This window comes from Stenotrophomonas sp. SY1 (assembly GCF_021202945.1).
Classification (GTDB): domain Bacteria; phylum Pseudomonadota; class Gammaproteobacteria; order Xanthomonadales; family Xanthomonadaceae; genus Stenotrophomonas.
Genome location: NZ_JAJOYR010000003.1, coordinates 13,576 through 31,812, shown reverse-complemented (window position 1 = coordinate 31,812; position 18,237 = coordinate 13,576). Strand labels below are relative to the sequence as shown.

General features: G+C 65.9%; 15 protein-coding genes. 8 read left to right on the top strand and 7 right to left on the bottom strand.

The features are described 5' to 3' along the window. Positions 1-13 precede the first annotated feature (13 nt). A complete protein-coding gene (locus LR961_RS17280; RefSeq protein WP_232151213.1) occupies positions 14-2,275 on the bottom strand; it encodes a TonB-dependent receptor in 2,262 nt (753 codons plus the stop codon). Positions 2,276-2,449: 174 nt separating this feature from the next. Between LR961_RS17280 and LR961_RS17275 the strand changes: the two genes are divergently transcribed. Continuing rightward, entirely contained in the window at positions 2,450-3,463 is a 1,014-nt protein-coding gene (locus tag LR961_RS17275; RefSeq protein WP_232151212.1) for a TIGR00266 family protein, read from the top strand. Between the two features lie 395 nt (positions 3,464-3,858). Then, on the top strand, positions 3,859-4,893 hold the full coding sequence (locus LR961_RS17270; protein ID WP_232151211.1) for a patatin-like phospholipase family protein: 1,035 nt from the start codon (positions 3,859-3,861) through the stop codon (positions 4,891-4,893). 596 nt (positions 4,894-5,489) lie between these two features. Here the strand turns inward: LR961_RS17270 and LR961_RS17265 are convergent. Beyond that, positions 5,490-5,975: an Lrp/AsnC family transcriptional regulator gene (locus LR961_RS17265; protein WP_232151210.1), complete on the bottom strand. Its 486-nt coding sequence runs from the start codon at positions 5,973-5,975 to the stop codon at positions 5,490-5,492. A gap of 132 nt (positions 5,976-6,107) precedes the next feature. Between LR961_RS17265 and phhA the strand changes: the two genes are divergently transcribed. Next, positions 6,108-6,998, top strand: coding sequence for a phenylalanine 4-monooxygenase (gene phhA / locus LR961_RS17260; protein WP_232151209.1), 891 nt, complete (start codon positions 6,108-6,110; stop codon positions 6,996-6,998). Positions 6,999-7,243: 245 nt separating this feature from the next. On the opposite strand, the gene LR961_RS17255 is transcribed toward phhA, so the two are convergent. From LR961_RS17255 to LR961_RS17240, 4 genes are all read right to left on the bottom strand, one after another. Next, a complete protein-coding gene (locus tag LR961_RS17255; RefSeq protein ID WP_232151208.1) occupies positions 7,244-8,818 on the bottom strand; it encodes a PepSY-associated TM helix domain-containing protein in 1,575 nt (524 codons plus the stop codon). A 10-nt stretch (positions 8,819-8,828) separates the two neighbouring features. Next, positions 8,829-9,131, bottom strand: coding sequence for a hypothetical protein (locus LR961_RS17250; RefSeq protein WP_232151207.1), 303 nt, complete (start codon positions 9,129-9,131; stop codon positions 8,829-8,831). Next, positions 9,128-9,415, bottom strand: coding sequence for a hypothetical protein (locus tag LR961_RS17245; RefSeq protein ID WP_232151206.1), 288 nt, complete (start codon positions 9,413-9,415; stop codon positions 9,128-9,130). The genes LR961_RS17250 and LR961_RS17245 overlap by 4 nt, the downstream gene beginning before the upstream one ends. A gap of 288 nt (positions 9,416-9,703) precedes the next feature. Beyond that, positions 9,704-11,881 carry a TonB-dependent siderophore receptor gene (locus LR961_RS17240; RefSeq protein WP_232151205.1) on the bottom strand — a complete coding sequence of 726 codons (2,178 nt, stop codon included), beginning with the start codon at positions 11,879-11,881 and terminating at the stop codon, positions 9,704-9,706. Between the two features lie 248 nt (positions 11,882-12,129). On the opposite strand from LR961_RS17240, the gene LR961_RS17235 reads away from it, so the two are divergent. From LR961_RS17235 to LR961_RS17220, 4 genes are read left to right on the top strand one after another with little or no spacing between them, the layout of a single operon-like run. Continuing rightward, positions 12,130-12,846, top strand: a complete 717-nt coding sequence (locus tag LR961_RS17235; protein ID WP_232151204.1) for a DUF3348 domain-containing protein — start codon at positions 12,130-12,132, stop codon at positions 12,844-12,846. Between the two features lie 9 nt (positions 12,847-12,855). Next, complete coding sequence (locus tag LR961_RS17230; RefSeq protein ID WP_232151203.1) at positions 12,856-14,952, top strand: DUF802 domain-containing protein; 2,097 nt, start codon at positions 12,856-12,858, stop codon at positions 14,950-14,952. Beyond that, on the top strand, positions 14,949-15,596 hold the full coding sequence (locus LR961_RS17225) for an OmpA family protein (protein WP_232151202.1): 648 nt from the start codon (positions 14,949-14,951) through the stop codon (positions 15,594-15,596). The genes LR961_RS17230 and LR961_RS17225 overlap by 4 nt, the downstream gene beginning before the upstream one ends. Next, positions 15,586-16,236 (top strand): DUF2894 domain-containing protein, encoded by a 651-nt coding sequence (locus LR961_RS17220; RefSeq protein WP_232151201.1) that lies wholly within the window; start codon positions 15,586-15,588, stop codon positions 16,234-16,236. Before LR961_RS17225 ends, LR961_RS17220 begins: the two co-directional genes overlap by 11 nt. Positions 16,237-16,457: 221 nt before the next feature. On the opposite strand, the gene LR961_RS17215 is transcribed toward LR961_RS17220, so the two are convergent. After that, complete coding sequence (locus LR961_RS17215) at positions 16,458-17,162, bottom strand: pirin family protein (RefSeq protein ID WP_232151200.1); 705 nt, start codon at positions 17,160-17,162, stop codon at positions 16,458-16,460. 136 nt (positions 17,163-17,298) lie between these two features. On the opposite strand from LR961_RS17215, the gene LR961_RS17210 reads away from it, so the two are divergent. Beyond that, positions 17,299-18,225: a LysR family transcriptional regulator gene (locus tag LR961_RS17210; protein WP_232151199.1), complete on the top strand. Its 927-nt coding sequence runs from the start codon at positions 17,299-17,301 to the stop codon at positions 18,223-18,225. Positions 18,226-18,237: the final 12 nt, after the last annotated feature.

Here is an 18,237-nt window from a genome sequence, read left to right as displayed (position 1 = left end):
GCTGCAACGGCGATCAGAACTTCGCGGTGAACTCCAGGCCATACGTGCGCGGCTCGTTGAGGAAGCCGGTCAGGTTGTTGAAGTCGATCGCGCCGACCACGCGGGTCTGGTTGGTCAGGTTGCGACCGAATGCCGCCACGTCGTACTGGCCGTAGGCCCAGTTGTAGCCCAGGCGCAGGCCGCCTTCCAGCGACGAACGGCCACGGAATTCCGGCGACTCGTACAGGAAGAAGTTGACCTCGCTGCGGTAGGCCCAATCGGTGTACGCATAAAGCTCGCTGGAATCGCTCAGCGGGAAACCGGCACGCAGGGTCACGTTGTGGATCCACTTCGGCGCCTGCGGCAGTGCGTTGCCGTTGACCAGCGCGTAGGTGGTGCCGCCGATGACGGTGGTCGGGTCGGTGATGGTGCAGCCGCCGCCGCAGATCGCCACCGCCAGATCCTTGTCCTTGATCTCGGTGTCGTTGTAGCTGCTGCCCAGGGTGAGCAGCACGTTGTCGGTCAGGTAGGCCTCGAAATCGAGCTCGGCGCCCTGGCCGATGGTCTTGTCGGCGTTGAGCAGCGTGGCGGTATTGTTGCTGCCGCCCACCGCGATCAGCTGCTGGCCGTCAACGTTGTAACGGAACACGTTGAAGCCCAGGCGCGCGCGACGCTCGAACAGGTCGGCCTTGATGCCGGCCTCGTACGAAATCACCTTCTCCGAATCGGCCTGCGACACGCCGCCGAAGGCCAGGCGGCCCTGGATCGACGGTGCGCGGAAGCCCTTGGCTACGCGCGCATAGACGTTGAGGTTGTCGGTGATCTGGTAGACGCCGCTCAGATCCCAGCTGACATCGTCAACGTCGGTGTTGGCGATGTACGGGCCGCTGACCGGCGTACCAAACGGCACGGCCTGCAACACGCTGGCGGTGAAGTCCTTCTTGTCCTGCGTGTAGCGCACGCCACCACGCAGCTTGAACTTGTCGGTCACATCGAAATCGCCCGAGGCGAACACCGCCCAGGCCTTGTTGCGCTGGCTCTGCACGGCGTGGCCGGTCTGCGGATTGCCCGGGGTCAGCGAGTCGTAGTTGAAGCTGTCGATGGTGACGTCTTCATCGAAATAGAACACGCCGGCCTGCCAGTCGAAGCGGCCCCATTCGTTGGACTCCACACGGAATTCCTGGGTGATCTGGCGATGATCCGGCAGGCCATCCATCGACTCGGAAGCAAACGGGATGAAGCCCGGCCCGGACTCCGGCAGGAACGCCGCGCCATAACCGCCATCGATGTCACCACGATTCTGCGACTTGGCGGTTTCGTAACCGGAGATGGAGTACAGCGACACCTTGCCCAGGTCCCACTTCAGGCGGGCGCTGCCGCCCCAGGTTTCCAGCTCGGAATAGTTGACGCCGTCCACCGAGACCTTGTCGCGGTCGAAGCCGGGCACCAGCGCGTTGCTGCCCTTCTCGATGATGTTGGCGCGGAACAGGCGTGCGGTGCCGTTGAGCTTGCGCTTGTGCAGGTTGAACAGGCCTTCGAACTGGTCGCCTTCGTACAGGAACTGCACGCGGGCGGCGGCTTCGTCATAGCCTTCGAAGCCATCGTTGGGCGCATTGGCCACGGTGTTGTCGACGTAATCGTCGCGGCGCTGGTACAGCGCCGACACGCGTGCCGACCAGCGATCGGTCAGCGGGCCGCCGTAGGCGCCCTGGGTGTTCCAGGTGTTGTAGCTGCCGTAGCCGACCTTGAGGTAGCCATCGGCGTCCTGCGAGGGACGGGCCGAATCGAACTTGACCACACCGGCCGGGGTGTTGCGGCCGAACAGCGTGCCCTGCGGGCCGCGCAGCACTTCCACGCCGGCCAGGTCGAACAGCGGGAAGCCCTTCAGCAGCGGGCTTTCCTGCACCACGTCGTCATACACCAGCGATACCGGCTGCGAGGCGTTGAGGTCGAAGTCGGTGTTGCCCAGGCCACGAATATAGAAGCGCGGAAACGCACGGCCGTAGGACGACTCGATGTTGAGGCTGGGCACGCGCGCGGACAGGAAGCGGATGTCGTCACCGGCCGAACCGATCACATCCAGCTTCTCGCCCTGGATGGCGGTGATCGAAACCGGCACGTCCTTGGCATTTTCCACACGACGCTGCGCGGTGACCTGCAACGTGTCCAGAGCGACGGCATCCTTGGCCGGGGCGGCGTCCTGCGCGGCGGCGGTAAACGGGAGGACGGCAAGAACAGCGACAAACAGCGGATGCGCAGCCGGAAAACGGCCGCGGACGATTCGAGTCGGGGACATGGCGGAGAGGGACCTGGTGTGGGTGATGGGGAACTGCGCCTAGCACACGATTGTTGCAGTACAACATTCACATCGCAAACACGGGCACGTTAAGCCACATGACGCCTGTCAGGGGTGAAAGCGGCCCCGGCCCGCATAGACTTGGAGCCCTTTCCCAATCCCAGGCGATCTGTCATGACCCAGTGGTATTTCCATGTCCCCGGCCAGGCCGACCGCGTCGGCCCACTGGATGAGGCTGCCGCCCGCCAGTACGCCCAGGCCAATCGCCAGGCGCTGGCCTGGCGCGAGGGCATGCAGGGCTGGCAGGCCGTGGGCCAGGTGCCGGAACTCGGTGGCCAGGCCGCACCGCCGCCGGTGCCACCGCCGGTCGGTGGCAACCGCAACCGCGCAGACGACATCGACTTCCGCATCGTCGGCCATGAAATGCAGTTCGTCGAAATCGAACTGGACCCGGGCGAGAGTGCCATCGCCGAGGCCGGCGCGCTGATGTTCAAGGACTCCACCGTGCAGATGGACACCGTGTTCGGCGACGGCCGCCACGAAGGCCAGGGCGGCGGTTTCATGGACAAGCTGATGTCCGCCGGCAAGCGCGTGATCACCGGCGAGAGCCTGTTTGCCACGGTCTTCACCCACACCGGCCAGGGCAAGGCCAAGGTCGCTTTCGCCGCGCCCTACCCCGGCACGGTGCTGGCGATGAAGCTGGACCAGCATGGCGGCAAGTTGATCTGCCAGAAGGACAGCTTCCTGGCCGGCGCGCGTGGCGTGCAGGTCGGGGTGCACCTGCAGCGCAAGGTGATGACCGGCCTGTTCGGTGGCGAAGGTTTCATCATGCAGAAGCTCGAAGGTGACGGCTGGGTGTTCGTGCACGCCGGTGGTTGCGTGGTCGAGCGCGAACTGGCCGCTGGCGAACGCATCGACGTGGACACCGGCTGCGTGGTGGCCTACCACGCCGGCGTGGACATGGAAGTGCGTCGCGTGGCCGGCCTGAAGAGCATGTTCTTCGGCGGCGAAGGCGTGTTCCTGGCCACCCTCACCGGCCCGGGCAAGGTGTGGCTGCAGTCGCTGCCGTTCTCGCGCCTGGCCGGGCGCATGTTCGCCGCCGCCCCGCAGGGCGGTGGCCAGAGCCGCGGCGAAGGTTCGGTACTGGGCGGCCTGGGCCGACTGCTCGATGGCGACAACAAGTTCTGAGCGCGCTGTAGTGCGATGAGTACACGACGGCAGGCGCGAAGCGCCTGCCGTTCTCTTTTGCGTTCCTGTCTTCATCCCCGCGCCGATGCAGGACACCGCTTGCGCATGGAACCTCGACGGCACCGTAGGATCGGCGCAAGCCGCGATGCTGGTCGAGGTTGAGGCCGCTGGGCCATCCGCAACTGCAAGGTTGTTCGGCAGCGGCATGGGTGGTTTCGCGGCTTACGCCGCCCCTGCATGCCTGCGGTGCGCAGCTTCAGGCGGCCGTGCACCGGGGCCGGCACGACACGCCGCGATGGCTGTTGCAGCCGCGCCTAAACGGCAACCACGCCGCGACGCTGCCGCCGGCCCGCAAAGCGCTATGCTGGCGCCCTTTCCAAGCCCCCCTATTCATCATGAAGCCGCGCAACGCTCGCCTGTTGTTGTCCCTTTCGCTGTTTGGCCTGCTGGCGGCCTGTGGTGGCGAGAACACCAAGCCCACCCCGCCGCAGGCGGTGCGACCGGCCACACCGGTCAAGCCGGTGAAGATCGGCGTGGCGCTGGGCGGCGGCGCGGCCAAGGGCTTTGCCCATATCGGCGTGATCAAGATGCTTGAAGCCAACGGCTTCGAGCCAGTGGTGGTGTCCGGCACCAGCGCCGGCAGCGTGGTCGGCGCGCTCTATGCCAGCGGCATGAACGCCTTCCAGATGCAGCAGAAGGCCGTGGCCCTGGACGAAGCCAGCATCCGCGACCTGCGCCTGTTTTCCGGTGGCCTGGTCCAGGGCCAGAAGCTGCAGGACTACGTCAACGCACAGGTCGGCAACAAGCCTGCCGAGCAGCTGCGCAAGCCGTTTGCAGCGGTGGCCACGCAACTGGAAACCGGTGACCGCGCGGTGTTCGTGCGCGGCAACGTCGGCCAGGCGGTGCGTGCTTCCAGTTCCATCCCCGGCGTGTTCGAACCGGTGAGCATCGGCGGCAAAACCTATGTGGACGGTGGTGTGGTCAGCCCGGTGCCGGTGGATGCGGCGCGCCAGCTGGGCGCCGAGTTCGTCATCGCGGTGGATATCTCCAGCCGTGCCAGCGGCCAGCGCCCGAGCGGTCTGCTGGGTGCGGTGAACCAGTCCATCACCATCATGGGCCAGCGCCTGGGCGAGCAGGAGCTGGGCCGCGCCGACGTGGTGATCCGCCCGGCGGTGCTGGACATCGGCGCAGCCGATTTCGAACAGCGTGGCCGCGCGATTCTGGAAGGCGAGAAGGCCGCGATGGCGGCAATGCCGCAGATCCGCGCTGGCGTCGCCCGCTTGCAGCAGGCACAGACCGCAGCGGTCCGCACCGCTGAAGCGCGCAACGCCGCTGCACAGGCTGAAGCGCATCAGCGCTGCCAGGACAGCCGCAGCCGCCTGGAGAAGCTGCGTGGCGTCGAGAAGAATTGCAGCGCGCAGGCGCGTTGATGCTTCACGCTCCTCCCCTTGGCCCTTGGCCCTTGGCCAAAGGGAGGGGGCCGTAGCGCCTTCTCTCGTCAGGAGGTTGCCGGGACAGCCGCAGCCGCCTGGATAAAGCTGCGTGGCGTCAAAAAGAATTGCAGTGCGCAGGCGCGTTGATGCTTCACGCTCCTCCCCTTTGGCGTAGCCAAGGGGGAGGTTGGGAGGGGGTCAACCTGGGTTCCGCGCAGTGGATGAAATCACCGCGAAAAGCACCCCTCCCCAGCCCTCCCCTTGGCCCATGGCCAAAGGGAGGGGGCCGTAGCGCCTTCTCTCGCCAGGAGCTTGCCGGGACCGTCGCAGCCGCTTGGAGAAGCTGCGTGGCGTCGAGAAGAACTGCAGCGCGCAGGCGCTTTGATGCTTCACGCTCCTCCCCTTTGGCGTAGCCAAGGGGGAGGTTGGGAGGGGGTCGCCCTGGGTTCCGCGCAGTGGATGAAATCACCGCGAAAAGCCCCCTCCCCAACCCTCCCCTTGGCCCATGGCCAAAGGGAGGGAGCCGTAGCACCTTCTCCCATCGGGAGAAGGGCGGAGCCGGGGCACTTTCTTCCGTCAGGAAAGGGGCAAGCTCAAACCCGCCCCAACTGCGACAACGGCAGCGCGCGGAACTCCTTGACCGTGCGCAACACGAAGCTGGAATTGACGTCGGCCACGCCGGCCGCATCGAGCAGCTTGTCGAGCAGGAATGCCGAGAAGTGGTCCAGGTCGCGCACGTAGACGTGCAGCAGGTAATCCATGTCGCCGGTGAGCGCGTGGCAGGCCACCACTTCATCCCACAACTGCACGGCCTCGACGAAATGGTTGATGGCCGCCTGCCCGTGCTTGGACAACTGCACCCGCACGAATGCCTGCAGGCCAAGACCAATCGCCCTTGGCTCCAGCCGCGCACCGTAGCCGGCGATGACACCCTCCGCTTCCAGCCGCTGCACCCGGCGCAGGCACGCCGATGGCGAAAGGTTCACCCGCGCTGCCAGCTCGGCATTGGTGGCGCGCCCATGCTGCTGTATCTCGGCCAGAAGCCGCAGATCCGTGCGATCAAGCGTGACTGAAGCCATCTTTGTTGCTCCGCAACATTGAATTGACGCAACAATATTGCGCCAAGAACCGCTGGCGGCGCAATTTCGCAAACCTCTTGCGCGGCAGGCTTCCTACCATGCGGTTATCTATTCCCTTCAGGAGCTGCCGCCATGGAAGCCAACCCGCGCCGCGTCGAACATCAACAGACCGACAAGGGTTACGTGCCGGTCTATACCACGGCCGTGGTGGAGCAGCCGTGGGACAGCTACAGCGCCGATGACCATGCCACCTGGAGCACGCTGTACCAGCGCCAGCGCGAGCTGCTGGTCGGCCGTGCCTGCCAGGAGTTCCTGGACGCCCAGGACGAGATGGGTATGAGCGAGCACATGATTCCGCGCTTCGACCAGCTCAACGAAGTGCTGGGCGCCGCCACCGGCTGGACCCTGGTCGGCGTGGAAGGCCTGTTGCCGGAACTGGATTTCTTCGATCACCTGGCCAACCGCCGTTTCCCGGTGACGTGGTGGATCCGCCGCCCGGACCAGATTGATTACATCGCCGAACCGGACCTGTTCCATGATCTGTTCGGCCACGTGCCGCTGCTGATGAACCCGGTGTTCGCCGACTACATGGCCGCCTACGGCCGTGGCGGGGTCAAGGCGCATGCGATCGGCCCGGAGGCGTTGCAGAACCTGACCCGTCTGTACTGGTACACGGTGGAGTTCGGCCTGATCAACACCGCCGACGGGCTGCGCATCTATGGCGCCGGCATCGTCTCGTCCAAGGGCGAATCGCTGTACTCGCTGGAATCAGCCGCGCCCAATCGGATCGGCTTTGACCTTGAGCGGATCATGCGCACCCGCTACCGCATCGACACGTTCCAGAAGAGCTACTTCGTCATCGAAGGTTTCGACCAGTTGATGGCAGCCACCGAGCCGGACTTCACCCCGATCTACGAACGGCTGGCCTCGCAGGCGCATTTTCCGGCCGGTGAGGTGCAGGACGATGACCGCGTGTTCCAGCGCGGCAGCGGCGAAGGCTGGGCCAGCGACGGCGACGTCTGAGCCGCTGCCCACGAAGGCCACAGCACACCGGGTCCTGCTCCCTCCCTTTCGCGTAGCGAAGGGGAGGGTTGGGGAGGGGTGCTTTCAGTGGCAACCCCACCTCACCGCAAGAAGCACAAGCTATACCCCTCACCCTCCCCTTGGCCCTCTGCCAAAAGGAGGGAGCGGAGCAAAGGGCAAGAGCTACCCCCTCCCAACCTCCCCCTTGGCTACGCCAAAGGGGAGGAGCAAAGCGGGGCTGCGCTCTACAGGGGGTTGGGGCTGGTCTGCGCCCAGACGCTGTCGGTATGGCCCTGCTGCAAGCGCAGGCGCGTGCGCTGGGCGATGTACAACATCACCGGCACCGACAACAGCGCGGTCACATCCACCGGCCAGCTGCCGGCATGGCTCCATGCACCGCCGATGCCCCACACGCCGGCCAGGCTCGACAACGGAATCGCCAGGGTGAACACCGCACTGGCCCACAGCAGCTCCACCGCACCGCGTGATGCGCCGCGCAGGAACGCCCAAGCGATCGCGGCCACGAACACCGCGTAGTAGATGCCGGTGTGCCACGCCTTCAGATCCGCCACCAACGCAGGCAACCATTTGGTTGCGGCGAGGCTGGCGGAAATGCCGGCCACGCACCCCAATGACACGCCCACCGTCAGGCAGCCCAGCACCCAGCCCGAGCGTTTCTGCGCGGGCGTCTCCGGCCCCTTGCGCTTGCGCCGCCGCGATTCCACCCACAGCAGGTTGCCGGTGTAGAACAGCGCCGCGCCGGCCAGGCCCATCAGCACGTACAACCAGCGCACCGGGTTACCACCGAAGCTGCCGAAATGCAGCATGAAGAACGCATTGACCGATTCATCCCAGGCGGACATGTGGCCGGGCAGATCATGCGGGTCCACCTGCCCGCTGTACGGGTCCAGATGCGTGCTGGCGTACAGCCGCGCGCGCGTGCCGTGGCGCACGTCCAGCCCGGTTACCGTCGCCTCGACATGCCCGTCCTTGCGCTGGAAACCAAAGCCCTGCACGTCGAAACCGGGCAACTGCACTTCCACCCGGCGCAGCAGTTCGGCCGCCGGCAACACGCGTGCACCGGTGGGCGCGTCATCGTGTTCTTCACTCCATTCGATGCCCTCCGGGTACACCACCGCGCCCTGCGCGTCGTAGAACTGGTCATGGAAGGCGAACACCACGCTGGTCAGCGCGATCACCAGGTGGAACGGCAGGCTGAACAAGCCCAGCGCGTTGTGCGCGTCCAGCCACATGCGCTTGATGTTCTTGCCGATGCGCAGCGCGAACACGTCCTTGGTCAGCGTCGGCAGCAGCACGATCAGGCCCGAGATCAATGCCACTGCATAGGCCAATGCCACCGCGCCCATGATCGGCCGCGCCACCGCATCCGGGAACGGCAGCCCGACCAGCTGGTGCAGCGTGTCCACCAGCTGCGCCACCGGCGCCTTGCGCGTCTGCTCCACCTGCAGGCTGCCATCGGCGGCAAAACTGGCGGCGTATTCCTTGAACTGACGACGGCCGCCAGTGCGTTCCTGCCAGTACACGCGCGCCGGCTGGTCGGCACCGGGTTTGACCGAAATGAAGTAACGCGCAGCAGCCTTGGGATGCTCGGCCAGCACCGCTTCGACCAGCGCATCGGCGCGCTCCAGCGACGGTGCGGCGGCCAATGTCGATGGCGGCGTTGCCCAGCGCTCCAGCGGCTTCTCGAACATGGTGACCGAGCCGGCATAGAAGGCGATGAACAACATCAGCCCGCAGACGATGCCGATCCAGATATGGACGTCCTTGTAGACCTTGATGATGTCGCTGCGAATCTTCATGCCTGCGTCCTCACGCCATCACCCAACGCGTCAACCACAACAATCCGAATGCGACCACATTGGCCGCGCCCAGCCACAACCATGCGCGCAGGCTGTCGCGGAACAGATAGACGAAGGACAGCACCGCCGCCCAGATCGGTGCCATCAGCCACATGTTGAACTGGTTCTTGCCGCCACCGGCGCCGATGCCGTCCGGCCCCAGCCAGGCGAACAGGCCGGACAACGCCAGCGCCAGGCCGAAGCCCAGCACCACGCCGGCACAGGTCTTGCCGAACCAATGGCGGCTTTCCAGCCGCACGCGCGCCTGGCTCATGCTGCCCTCCGCGCGCGTACGCGGGCTCGCCACGCGCCCAGGAATGGTGCGATCGACCACACCAGCGTCAGCAGCACCAACCACGCCGCTATCGCTTCAAGCGGTGCCATCAACTGCCACATCGCCAGCAACGAGACGAGCGCAAGCACGCTGCCCGGCCACCACGCATGGCGCGTCGGCCACGGGCCTGCGCCCCGCAGCTGTTGTTGCGGCGAGGCAACGTACAGCAGCAGTGCCGCAAGGCAGCCTGTGACGGCGGAGGTGATGGCCAGCAACTGCGTCATGGCGCGGCGCCTTGGTCGGGATGAAATGCATTCATTCGCTCTGGTCCGGAGGTTGGCACTGGGAAGCGCCGGCAAGGTTGGGAGTGGAGCTGCTGGGTGGATTTGTTCCCCCGTCCTTTGCCCCTCTCCCCAACCCCTCTCCCGCAAGGGGAAAGGGGCTTTGAAAACTGTAATTACCGGCAACGCCTCAGTTCGCGCTGAATTGAGCTCCCCTCCCCTTGCGGGAGAGGGGTTGGGGAGAGGGGAAAGAGGAAAAGGAAAGCGGCCAGCAACCCGCTCAACCCAACATCACCAACTGAACCGCGCGGTGGCAGTAACCGTTCGACCCGTGCCGTAGTAGCAGGAAGACACGCCACCGCAGGTCGAGACAAAACGCTTGTCGGCCAGGTTGCTGACGTTGAGTGCGAACTGGGTTCCCACCCGGCCGTGATGGCCGACGTCGTAACGGATGGCCGCATCCCACAGCGTGTAGCCCGGAATCAGGTACAGGTTGGCGCTGTCGCCATAGCTTTCGCCGTTGTAACGCACACCTGCGGCCAGGCTCAGCCCTTCCAGGCCACCGGCCTGGAACGTGTAGTCCGCCCACAACGCGGCGGTCCAGTCCGGCACCATCGCCAGCTGCTTGCCGATGTAGCCGTTGTTGCTCTTGGTGACTTCCGAATCCATCCAGCTGGCAGCACCGATCACGCTGAAGCCTTCCAGCGGGGTGATGCGGCCTTCCAGTTCGACGCCGCGCACGCGGCCTTCGCCATCCTGCACCTGGCACTGGCTGTTGCCGGCGGTGCCGCAGGTGTTGTGCGTGAGGTCCGGATCATTGGTGAGGATGTTCTGCTGGCGCAGGTCGTAGGCCGAAAGCGTCAACAGGCCATCGAAGGACGCCGGCTGGTACTTGATGCCTGCTTCCCACTGCTTGCCGGTCACCGGGTCGAACGCCGACAGCGTGTAGCTCATGTTGGTGTTGCTGCCCGACGGCTGGAACGACTCGGCGTAGCTGAGGTACGGGGTCAGCCCGTTGTCGGCCACGTACAGCACGCCCAGGTTGCCGCTGAAGGCTTCTTCCTCGCCACGGGTCGGAATACGGGCGCCATAACGGTTGGTGGCCACGGTGTAGCTGCGGGTCCAGGTGTCGTCGCGGGTCCAGTCATAACGGCCACCAAAGGTCAGCCGCCACTTGTCCAATGCAACCTGGTCCTGCAGGTACACACCGGTCTGGCGGTTGATGCCACCGGAGTAGCTGATGCTGGTGGTGACCGGCACGTAGTTGGTATAGACCGGGTTGAAGATGTCGATGTCGCGCGGGTTGAGCATCGCCCCGCGCGCGCCGGTCCAGTCGGCCTTCTGCCAGTCCACGCCGATCAGCAGCGTGTGCTCGGCCGCGCCGGTGCTGAACTTGCCGGTGATGCGCGTATCCACCGTATCGCCCTTGGAGTCACCTTCGCCCCAGGTGGCACGCCGCTTCTGGGTGCGGCCATCGGCGTTGAGGCCGCCATTGGTCACCACGGTGCGGAACAGGGATTGGACATCGGTATGGCGCGCACTCTGGCTCAGCGTCCAGTTGCCGTTGAAGCTGTGCTCGAACAGGTAACCGGCGGTCCAGATGGTGCGGTCATAGGTGTTCCAGCCGGGCTCGCCGATGAAGGTGGTGTTCTTCATGTGGCCGTAGGGCGTGGCCACCAGCGTGCCGTCCATCGGCAAGAACTGGTAGGTCGAACCGCCGTCGTCCTTCTGGTAGAGGCCGAGCAGGGTCAGGCGCGTGCGTTCGGCGATCTGGAAGGTGTAGCTCGGGGTCAGGAACCAGTGCTTCTGTTCGGTGTGGTCGATCTGGGTCTGGCCATCGCGGTACAGGCCCACCAGACGCAGCAGGTGGCGGTTGTCGTCGCTGCCGGCGCCCACGTCGAAGGCGGTGTTGTACTGGCCGTTGCCGTCGATGCCCAGGCGCAGTACCTGCTGCTGGTCCGGCGTCGGCGTCTTGCTGACCTGGTTGACCATGCCACCCGGAGCCACCTGCCCGTACATCACCGCCGACGGGCCCTTGAGCACTTCCACCCGCTCCAGGTTCCAGCTGTCGACCATGGTGCGGTTCCACTGGCTGCCCTGCGGCGCGCGCATGCCGTCAACGGTGACGTTGTTGGACCAGCTGCCGGCATCGAAGCCACGGATGCGGAAGTCATCGACGCGGTTGTCGATGCCGCTGCTTTCCAGGGTCACGCCAGCCACGTAGCGCATGGCCTCGTTGAGGTTCTGCACGCCACGGGCGTCCAGCTCCTCACGGGCGATCACCGACACCGACTGCGCGGTCTCGGCGATGGCGGTATCGGTCTTGGTCGCGCTGGAGGCGTGCGAAGTGGTGCGGTAAGCGTTGACGTGCACCGCATCGAGCGTGCGCGCCGAATCGGCGGACGCTTCGCCAGCCTCGGGTTCGGCGGCGAATACGGTGGCGGGGAACAGGGCCACGGCAACGGCCATGGACAGCAGCGCCGGCCGAGCGGCGACAGAGCAACGGGGGAAGGACACGGGGTCAACCTACGGTGATGGCAAGCGTTGGCTGACTGCGCTCGGCAGCGGCTGATGGCGGCCATTGTACGAACAATAATCATTCTCAACAACGACATTTATCAAGCAACGCCTTGCCTGACGGCCTTTCCCGGCTGAATGCCGGCGCCCGGGCGGAGATTCCGCCGCCATGTAAAATGCTGATTTTTTAGTCAGAACCCATGGCGAAAGCTTCCCAACGGGCGCCCGTCCTGGGCCCGGCGTTCATTCGCCTGCTGGCCCGCCTCAAGGACGATGCAGCCTCGCACACGGCCCCGGACGTGTCCGAGCGGCTTGCCCAATGGTTTGACTGGAACCGCGCCATCACTCTGTCCCGCGCCCTGGACAATCCCCCGCCTGAGGCCCCGCAAGGTGCTGCCTTCAGCCCAGCGCAGGACGCCGAGTGCGCCCGCACCCGCAGCGCGTTGAGCGACGCCATCCACGCCGACATCGACCTCAGCCCGCCGCGCAACGCGCCCCCGGTTGAAACCCTCGCCCAGGCCGAATTCGCCCCGTACCGCCAGCACTACCTCAAGCGCCAGCGCGCGATGCAGACCAGCACCGGCAACCTGCGCGGCCGCCTGCGCGACATGCTGGCGCGGCAATCAGCCGCCAAGGCGCGGCTGGCCGAAGTGGATGCGGTGATGGAAGCCACCCTCAGCCCGCGCGAACACGCCCTGCTTTCCAACGTACCGGCCCTGCTCGGCCTGCACTTCGAACGCCTGTACAACAGCAACACCATTCCTGCTCCCGATGCCGACCCATCGGAAACCCCCACGGCAGCCACCGGCCCCTGGCTGGCCACGTTCCGCCAGGACCTGCGCATTGCGCTGCTGGCCGAACTGGATGTCCGTTTCCACCCCATTGAAGGGCTGCTTGCAGCCCTGCGCACCCGGTAACCAACGCTCATGCTCAAGAACCTTGTCGCCGTTGTCGTGTTCCTCGTGGGCCTGTTGGCCGTGTGCTGGATCGGCGTGGGTTACGCCGGCACGCACCCGCTGGCGGCCGTGGTCGCGGCGGTGATCGCCGCCTGTTATCTGGTCGGCGCGCTGGAGTTGTTCCGCTACCGCCAGGCCACCGCGACCTTGGCCCAGGCGCTGCCGGCCATCGGCGAAGCCGGTGACAACCTCGACGGCTGGCTGTCGCGCCTGAGCACCAGCCTGCGCAACCCGGTGCGACTGCGCGTGCAGGGCGAGCGCGTCGGCCTTCCTGCGCCTGCCTTGACCCCGTATCTGGTCGGCTTGCTGGTGCTGCTGGGCATGCTCGGCACGCTGCTGGGCATGATGGCCACGCTGCGCGGCACCGGCCTGGCGCTGGAAAGCGCCACCGACCTGGATGCCATCCGCAGTTCGCTGGCCGCGCCGGTCAAGGGCCTGGGCTTTGCCTTCGGCACCTCGATTGCCGGCGTCGCCAGCTCGGCCGCGCTGGGCCTGTTGTCGGCCCTGTTCCGCCGCGAGCGGGCGCAGGCCGTGCAGGAACTGGATGCCGGCATCGCCGCGCATCTGCGTGCGCACTCGCCCGCGTTCCAGCGCAATGAAACCTTCCGCCTGCTGCAGGAGCAGAACGCGCTGATGCCGACCCTGGTCGATCGCCTGCAGGCGATGATGGCCAGCCTCGAACAGCAGCAGCAGGGCAACAACGAACGCCTGCAGGCCGGCCAGCAGGAATTCCACCAGCGTACCGAAGCGGCCTATACGCAGTTGGCCTCGTCGTTGCAGCAGTCGATGCAGGCAGGCATTACCCAGCAGGCCAACGCCGTGGGTGCCGCGCTGCAACCGGTGGTGGATGCCACCATGAGCGGGCTGGCCGAGACGTCCAACGCACTGCATGCGGCCATCGACAACGCAGTGCAGAAGCAGCTCGACGGCCTCAACGCATCGGTGCGTGGCGCCGCCTCCGCCGCCAGTGACAGCTGGAGCGCGGCATTGGCCGAACAACAGCGCGGCAACCACGCACTGACCACGGACCTGCAACAGGCGCTGCAGCAGTTCACCGCCACCTTCGAACAACGTTCGTCCAGCCTGCTCGATGGCGTGGCGATCCGTTTGCAGGAAAGCGCGGACCACACCGCTGAAACCTGGAACAGCGCGCTGACGCAGCAGCACGGCGCACACGATGCGCTGGCGCAACGCAACGAGCAGGCGCTGCTTGCCGCATCCAGCAGTTTCGATGCGCACTCGCGTGCATTGATCGAAGCGTTGCAGCATTCGCACAGCGAGCTGCAGGCGTCCTTCGCCGCGCGTGATGAACAGCGCCTGGGCAACTGGTCGCAGACCCTGTCGACGATGGTGGCCACGCTCAACGACAGCTGGACGCACAACGGCGAGCAGGTCGCCCTGCGTCAGCAGCAGATCTGCGACACGCTGGCGCGGACCGCGCAGGCGATGAGCGAGCAGTCGCAGGCGCAGGCCCGTGACACCATCACCGAGATTTCGCGTCTGGTGGAAAGCGCCGCCGAAGCCCCGCGCGCCGCGGCCGAAGTGGTGGCCGAGCTGCGCCAGAAGCTGTCCGACAGCATGGTCCGCGATACCGCCATGCTCGACGAACGCAGCCGCCTGCTGTCCACGCTGGAAACGCTGCTCAACGCGGTCAACCACGCCTCGACCGAGCAACGCACCGCCGTCGATGCACTGGTCAGCACCTCGGCCGATCTGCTCGAGCGCGTCGGCAGCCGCTTCACCGCACAGATCGAAACCGAAACCGGCAAGCTCGACAGCGCCGCCGCACATGTCACCAGCAGCGCGGTGGAAGTGGCCAGCCTGGGCGAAGCCTTTGGCACTGCGGTGCAGCTGTTCGGCCAGTCCAGCAGCGCCTTGAACGAACGCCTGCAGCTGATCGAAACCGCGCTGGACAAGTCGCTGACCCGCAGCGACGAACAGCTGGCTTACTACGTCGCACAGGCACGCGAAGTGATCGACCTGAGCATGCTCTCGCAGAAGCAGATCATCGGTGAGATGCAGCAGCTGGCCGTGGCCCGTGACGGCAACGGGGCCGGCCACGCATGAGCGACGAGATCGAATTCGACGCCGAATCCACCGCCACCACCTGGGCGGCGTTCGGCGATCTGATGTCGGTGTTGCTGGGCGCGTTCGTGCTGATCCTGGCCAGCGTCATCGGCATCCAGTTGCTGCTGCACAACCGCCTCGACGAGGAAGTGAAGCAGCGCCAGGAACAGACCGCCAAGCTCAAGACGCTGGAACAGGCGCTGGCTGCACCGCTGGCGGCAGGCCGCGTCACTGTCATCAACGGCCGCATCGGCATCAGCGGCAGCGTGCTGTTCGCGCTCAACTCCGACCAGCTGCAACCGGAAGGCCGCGAGCTGCTGCAGAGCATCGCCGGTCCGCTGCGCGAATATCTGCATGCGCGCGAGGAGATCCTGATGGTCAGCGGCTTCACCGACAACCAGCCGGTGCGCGTGGCCAATGCGCGCTTCGCCGACAACCTGGAACTGTCAGCCGCGCGTGCGCTCACCGTCACCCGCACCTTGATCGCCGATGGCGTGCCGGCCGCGTCGGTATTCGCCGCCGCGTTCGGTGCCGAGCAGCCGGTCAGTTCCAACGACGATGAAGCCGGCCGCGCGAAGAACCGTCGCGTCGAAATCGCGCCCATCCCGCGCCCGAAACAGGACGGCATGGCGGATGCGAAGTAATTCCGCCACAGCACAATCGCGATTGGATGCATGGCGCGCACAGGGCGCAGACCGCATTGATCCGGTGCGCTTCAGCCTGATCAGCGCCCTCGCCCGCCGCGCCGAGCAGCACGATGGTCTGGTGCGGCAGCAGTTGGATGCGCGCCTGTCGCAGCTGGTTGCAGCGTATGCCGAGGCCGTGGACCAGCCGTCATCGCTGTCAGTGCCATGCGAGCCGACCCCAAGCCCGCTCAAACTCGTGCTCGATAAGCTCAACGCCGTCCCGCTTCAGTATCCGTTGCCGTTGTCCGCATCCGGCAGCGCCGCTGCGGAAAGCAGCGAAGGCGACGACGTGGTCGATCCGGCACCGATGCCGGTGCTCGATGAGTTCCAGCAGCTGTGGAGCCGCATCCGCATCGAGAGCCTGCTGCGGCAATGCCTGGATTCCCTGCCCGAAGACGCTGGCCCGCTGCATTCCAGCGTGCTCACCTACCGGGCGATGGCACTGATGCAGGACATCTCGCCGGACTATCTCCAGCACTTCATCGCCTACGTCGATGTACTGACGTGGATGGAGCAGCTGGGTGGCGGTGAAGGTGGCAATACTGCCACGGGCCGCGCACCCGCAAAGCGCAAGAGCGCGCCGCGGAAGAAGAAGTAATGGCAAAGCACGGCAGCCCTTGGCGGCTTCCGTGCAGACGAGCCATCCCTGCAGGGATCAATGCGTCCTTGTCCATGACCTCCCGGTGCGCTTCACTTACCCGAACAACGCCTCGACACGCATCGCAGTGAATCATTCGCCAGCGTTACGCAGTGGCATGAACAGGAAGGGCGCAGTCACCTGCGCCCTTGCCCAACCAAATTCCGCCTGCCGTCGGCGGCTCAGGCCGCCGTATCCACCAACACCAGCTCGGTGTCTTCCAGCGCGCGGATGTGGATGCTCTCCACACCGGTGATGGCCGCGCCATCGCGGGCTTCCAGGGTCACGCCGTCCACTTCCACCTTGCCGGTGTTGGGCACCAGGTAGCCGTGGCGGGTGGCATCGGTGAAGCGGTACTCGGTGGTTTCACCGGCCTTGAGCGTGGCACCCAGGACGCGGGCATTGGCGCGGATCGGCAGTGCCTCGTCATCGCCCTGCATGCCGCTGGCCAGGGTGATGAAGCGGCCCGAGCGCTCGCCCTTGGGGAACGGCTTGGTGCCCCACGACGGCTTGCCACCGCGCTCATCCGGGAAGATCCAGATCTGGAAGATGCGGGTGATGCCCGGCTCCATGTTGTACTCGGCATGGCGGACGCCGCTGCCGGCACTCATCACCTGCACATCGCCCGCTTCGGTACGGCCCTTGTTGCCCTGGTCGTCCTGGTGGCTGATGGCGCCTTCACGCACGTAGGTGATGATCTCCATCTCCGCATGCGGGTGCGGCGGGAAGCCGGTGCCGGGCTGGATGGTGTCGTCGTTCCAGACCCGCATCGCGCCCCAGTTCATGCGCTTGGGGTCGTGGTACTCGGCGAAGGAAAAGTGGTGCTTGGCATCAAGCCAACCATGATTGGCTCCACCAAGGCTGGCAAACGGGCGACGTTCAATCATGGCGTTCTCCTGCGGGTAAGTGGTTTCGATGGGCGCAGTCTAGGCCTCCCCCTACCCGCCGAGAATAGAACCAATGGAAATTCATTCTTTCCATTTATGACATGATCGTGAGAACGCCACTTGCCCGCCCGCTGCCATGAACCGACTCCCCGACCTGGAAGGCTGGGCCATCTTCGCCAAGGTGGCTGAAGCCGGCTCCTTCGCCCGCGCCGCCGAGGAACTGGAGCTGTCGCAGGCCACCGTTTCCAAGGCCATCACCCGGCTGGAAACCCGCATCGGCACCACGCTGTTCCACCGCACCTCGCGGCGCATGTCGCTGACCGCCGCCGGCGAGGCTGCGCTGGAACGGGCCGCGCGCATCCTCGGTGAAGGTGAAGCGGTGGAAGCCGAGGTGGCCGACCGCTCGGCCGCCCTGCGCGGGCTGATCCGCATCGCCGCGCCGATGTCCTTCGGCGTGTCGCGGCTGGCACCGTTGCTGCCGGAATTCATGCAAGCGCATGCGGATGTGGAGCTGGACATCCAGCTCAGCGACGAAATGGTGGACCTGGTCGCCGAGCGCTTCGACATGGCGCTGCGCATCTCCACACTGGCCGACTCCAGCCTGCGCGCGCGCCCGCTCTGCCAGATGCGCATCCTGCTGGTCGGCGCGCCGGAGTACTTCGCACAGCATGGGCGACCCAAGCATCCGCGTGATCTCGCCGGCCATCGCGGCTTTCAGTACAGCTACACGCGCAGCGGCAACACCTGGCGTTTCCGCCACCCACGCCACGGTGAGTTCGCACAGACCGTGCCGCGGCAACTGCAGGCCAACAACGCCGAAGTATTCGACGCCGCACTACACGCCGGATTGGGCCTGGCGCTGCAACCGGAGTTCCTGGTCTGGGAGGCGCTGCGCGAGGGCCGGCTGGAAACCGCAATGGACGACTGGCAGGTCGAACCGCTGTCCCTGAGCATCGTCACCCCACCCGGCCTGCACCGGCCAGCACGCGTGCAGGCGTTGATCGACTACCTGGCGCAGCGCCTGCAGAAGGAACCATGGGCGACAACCGCGGCCGCGCTGTAGTGCCGAGCCGTG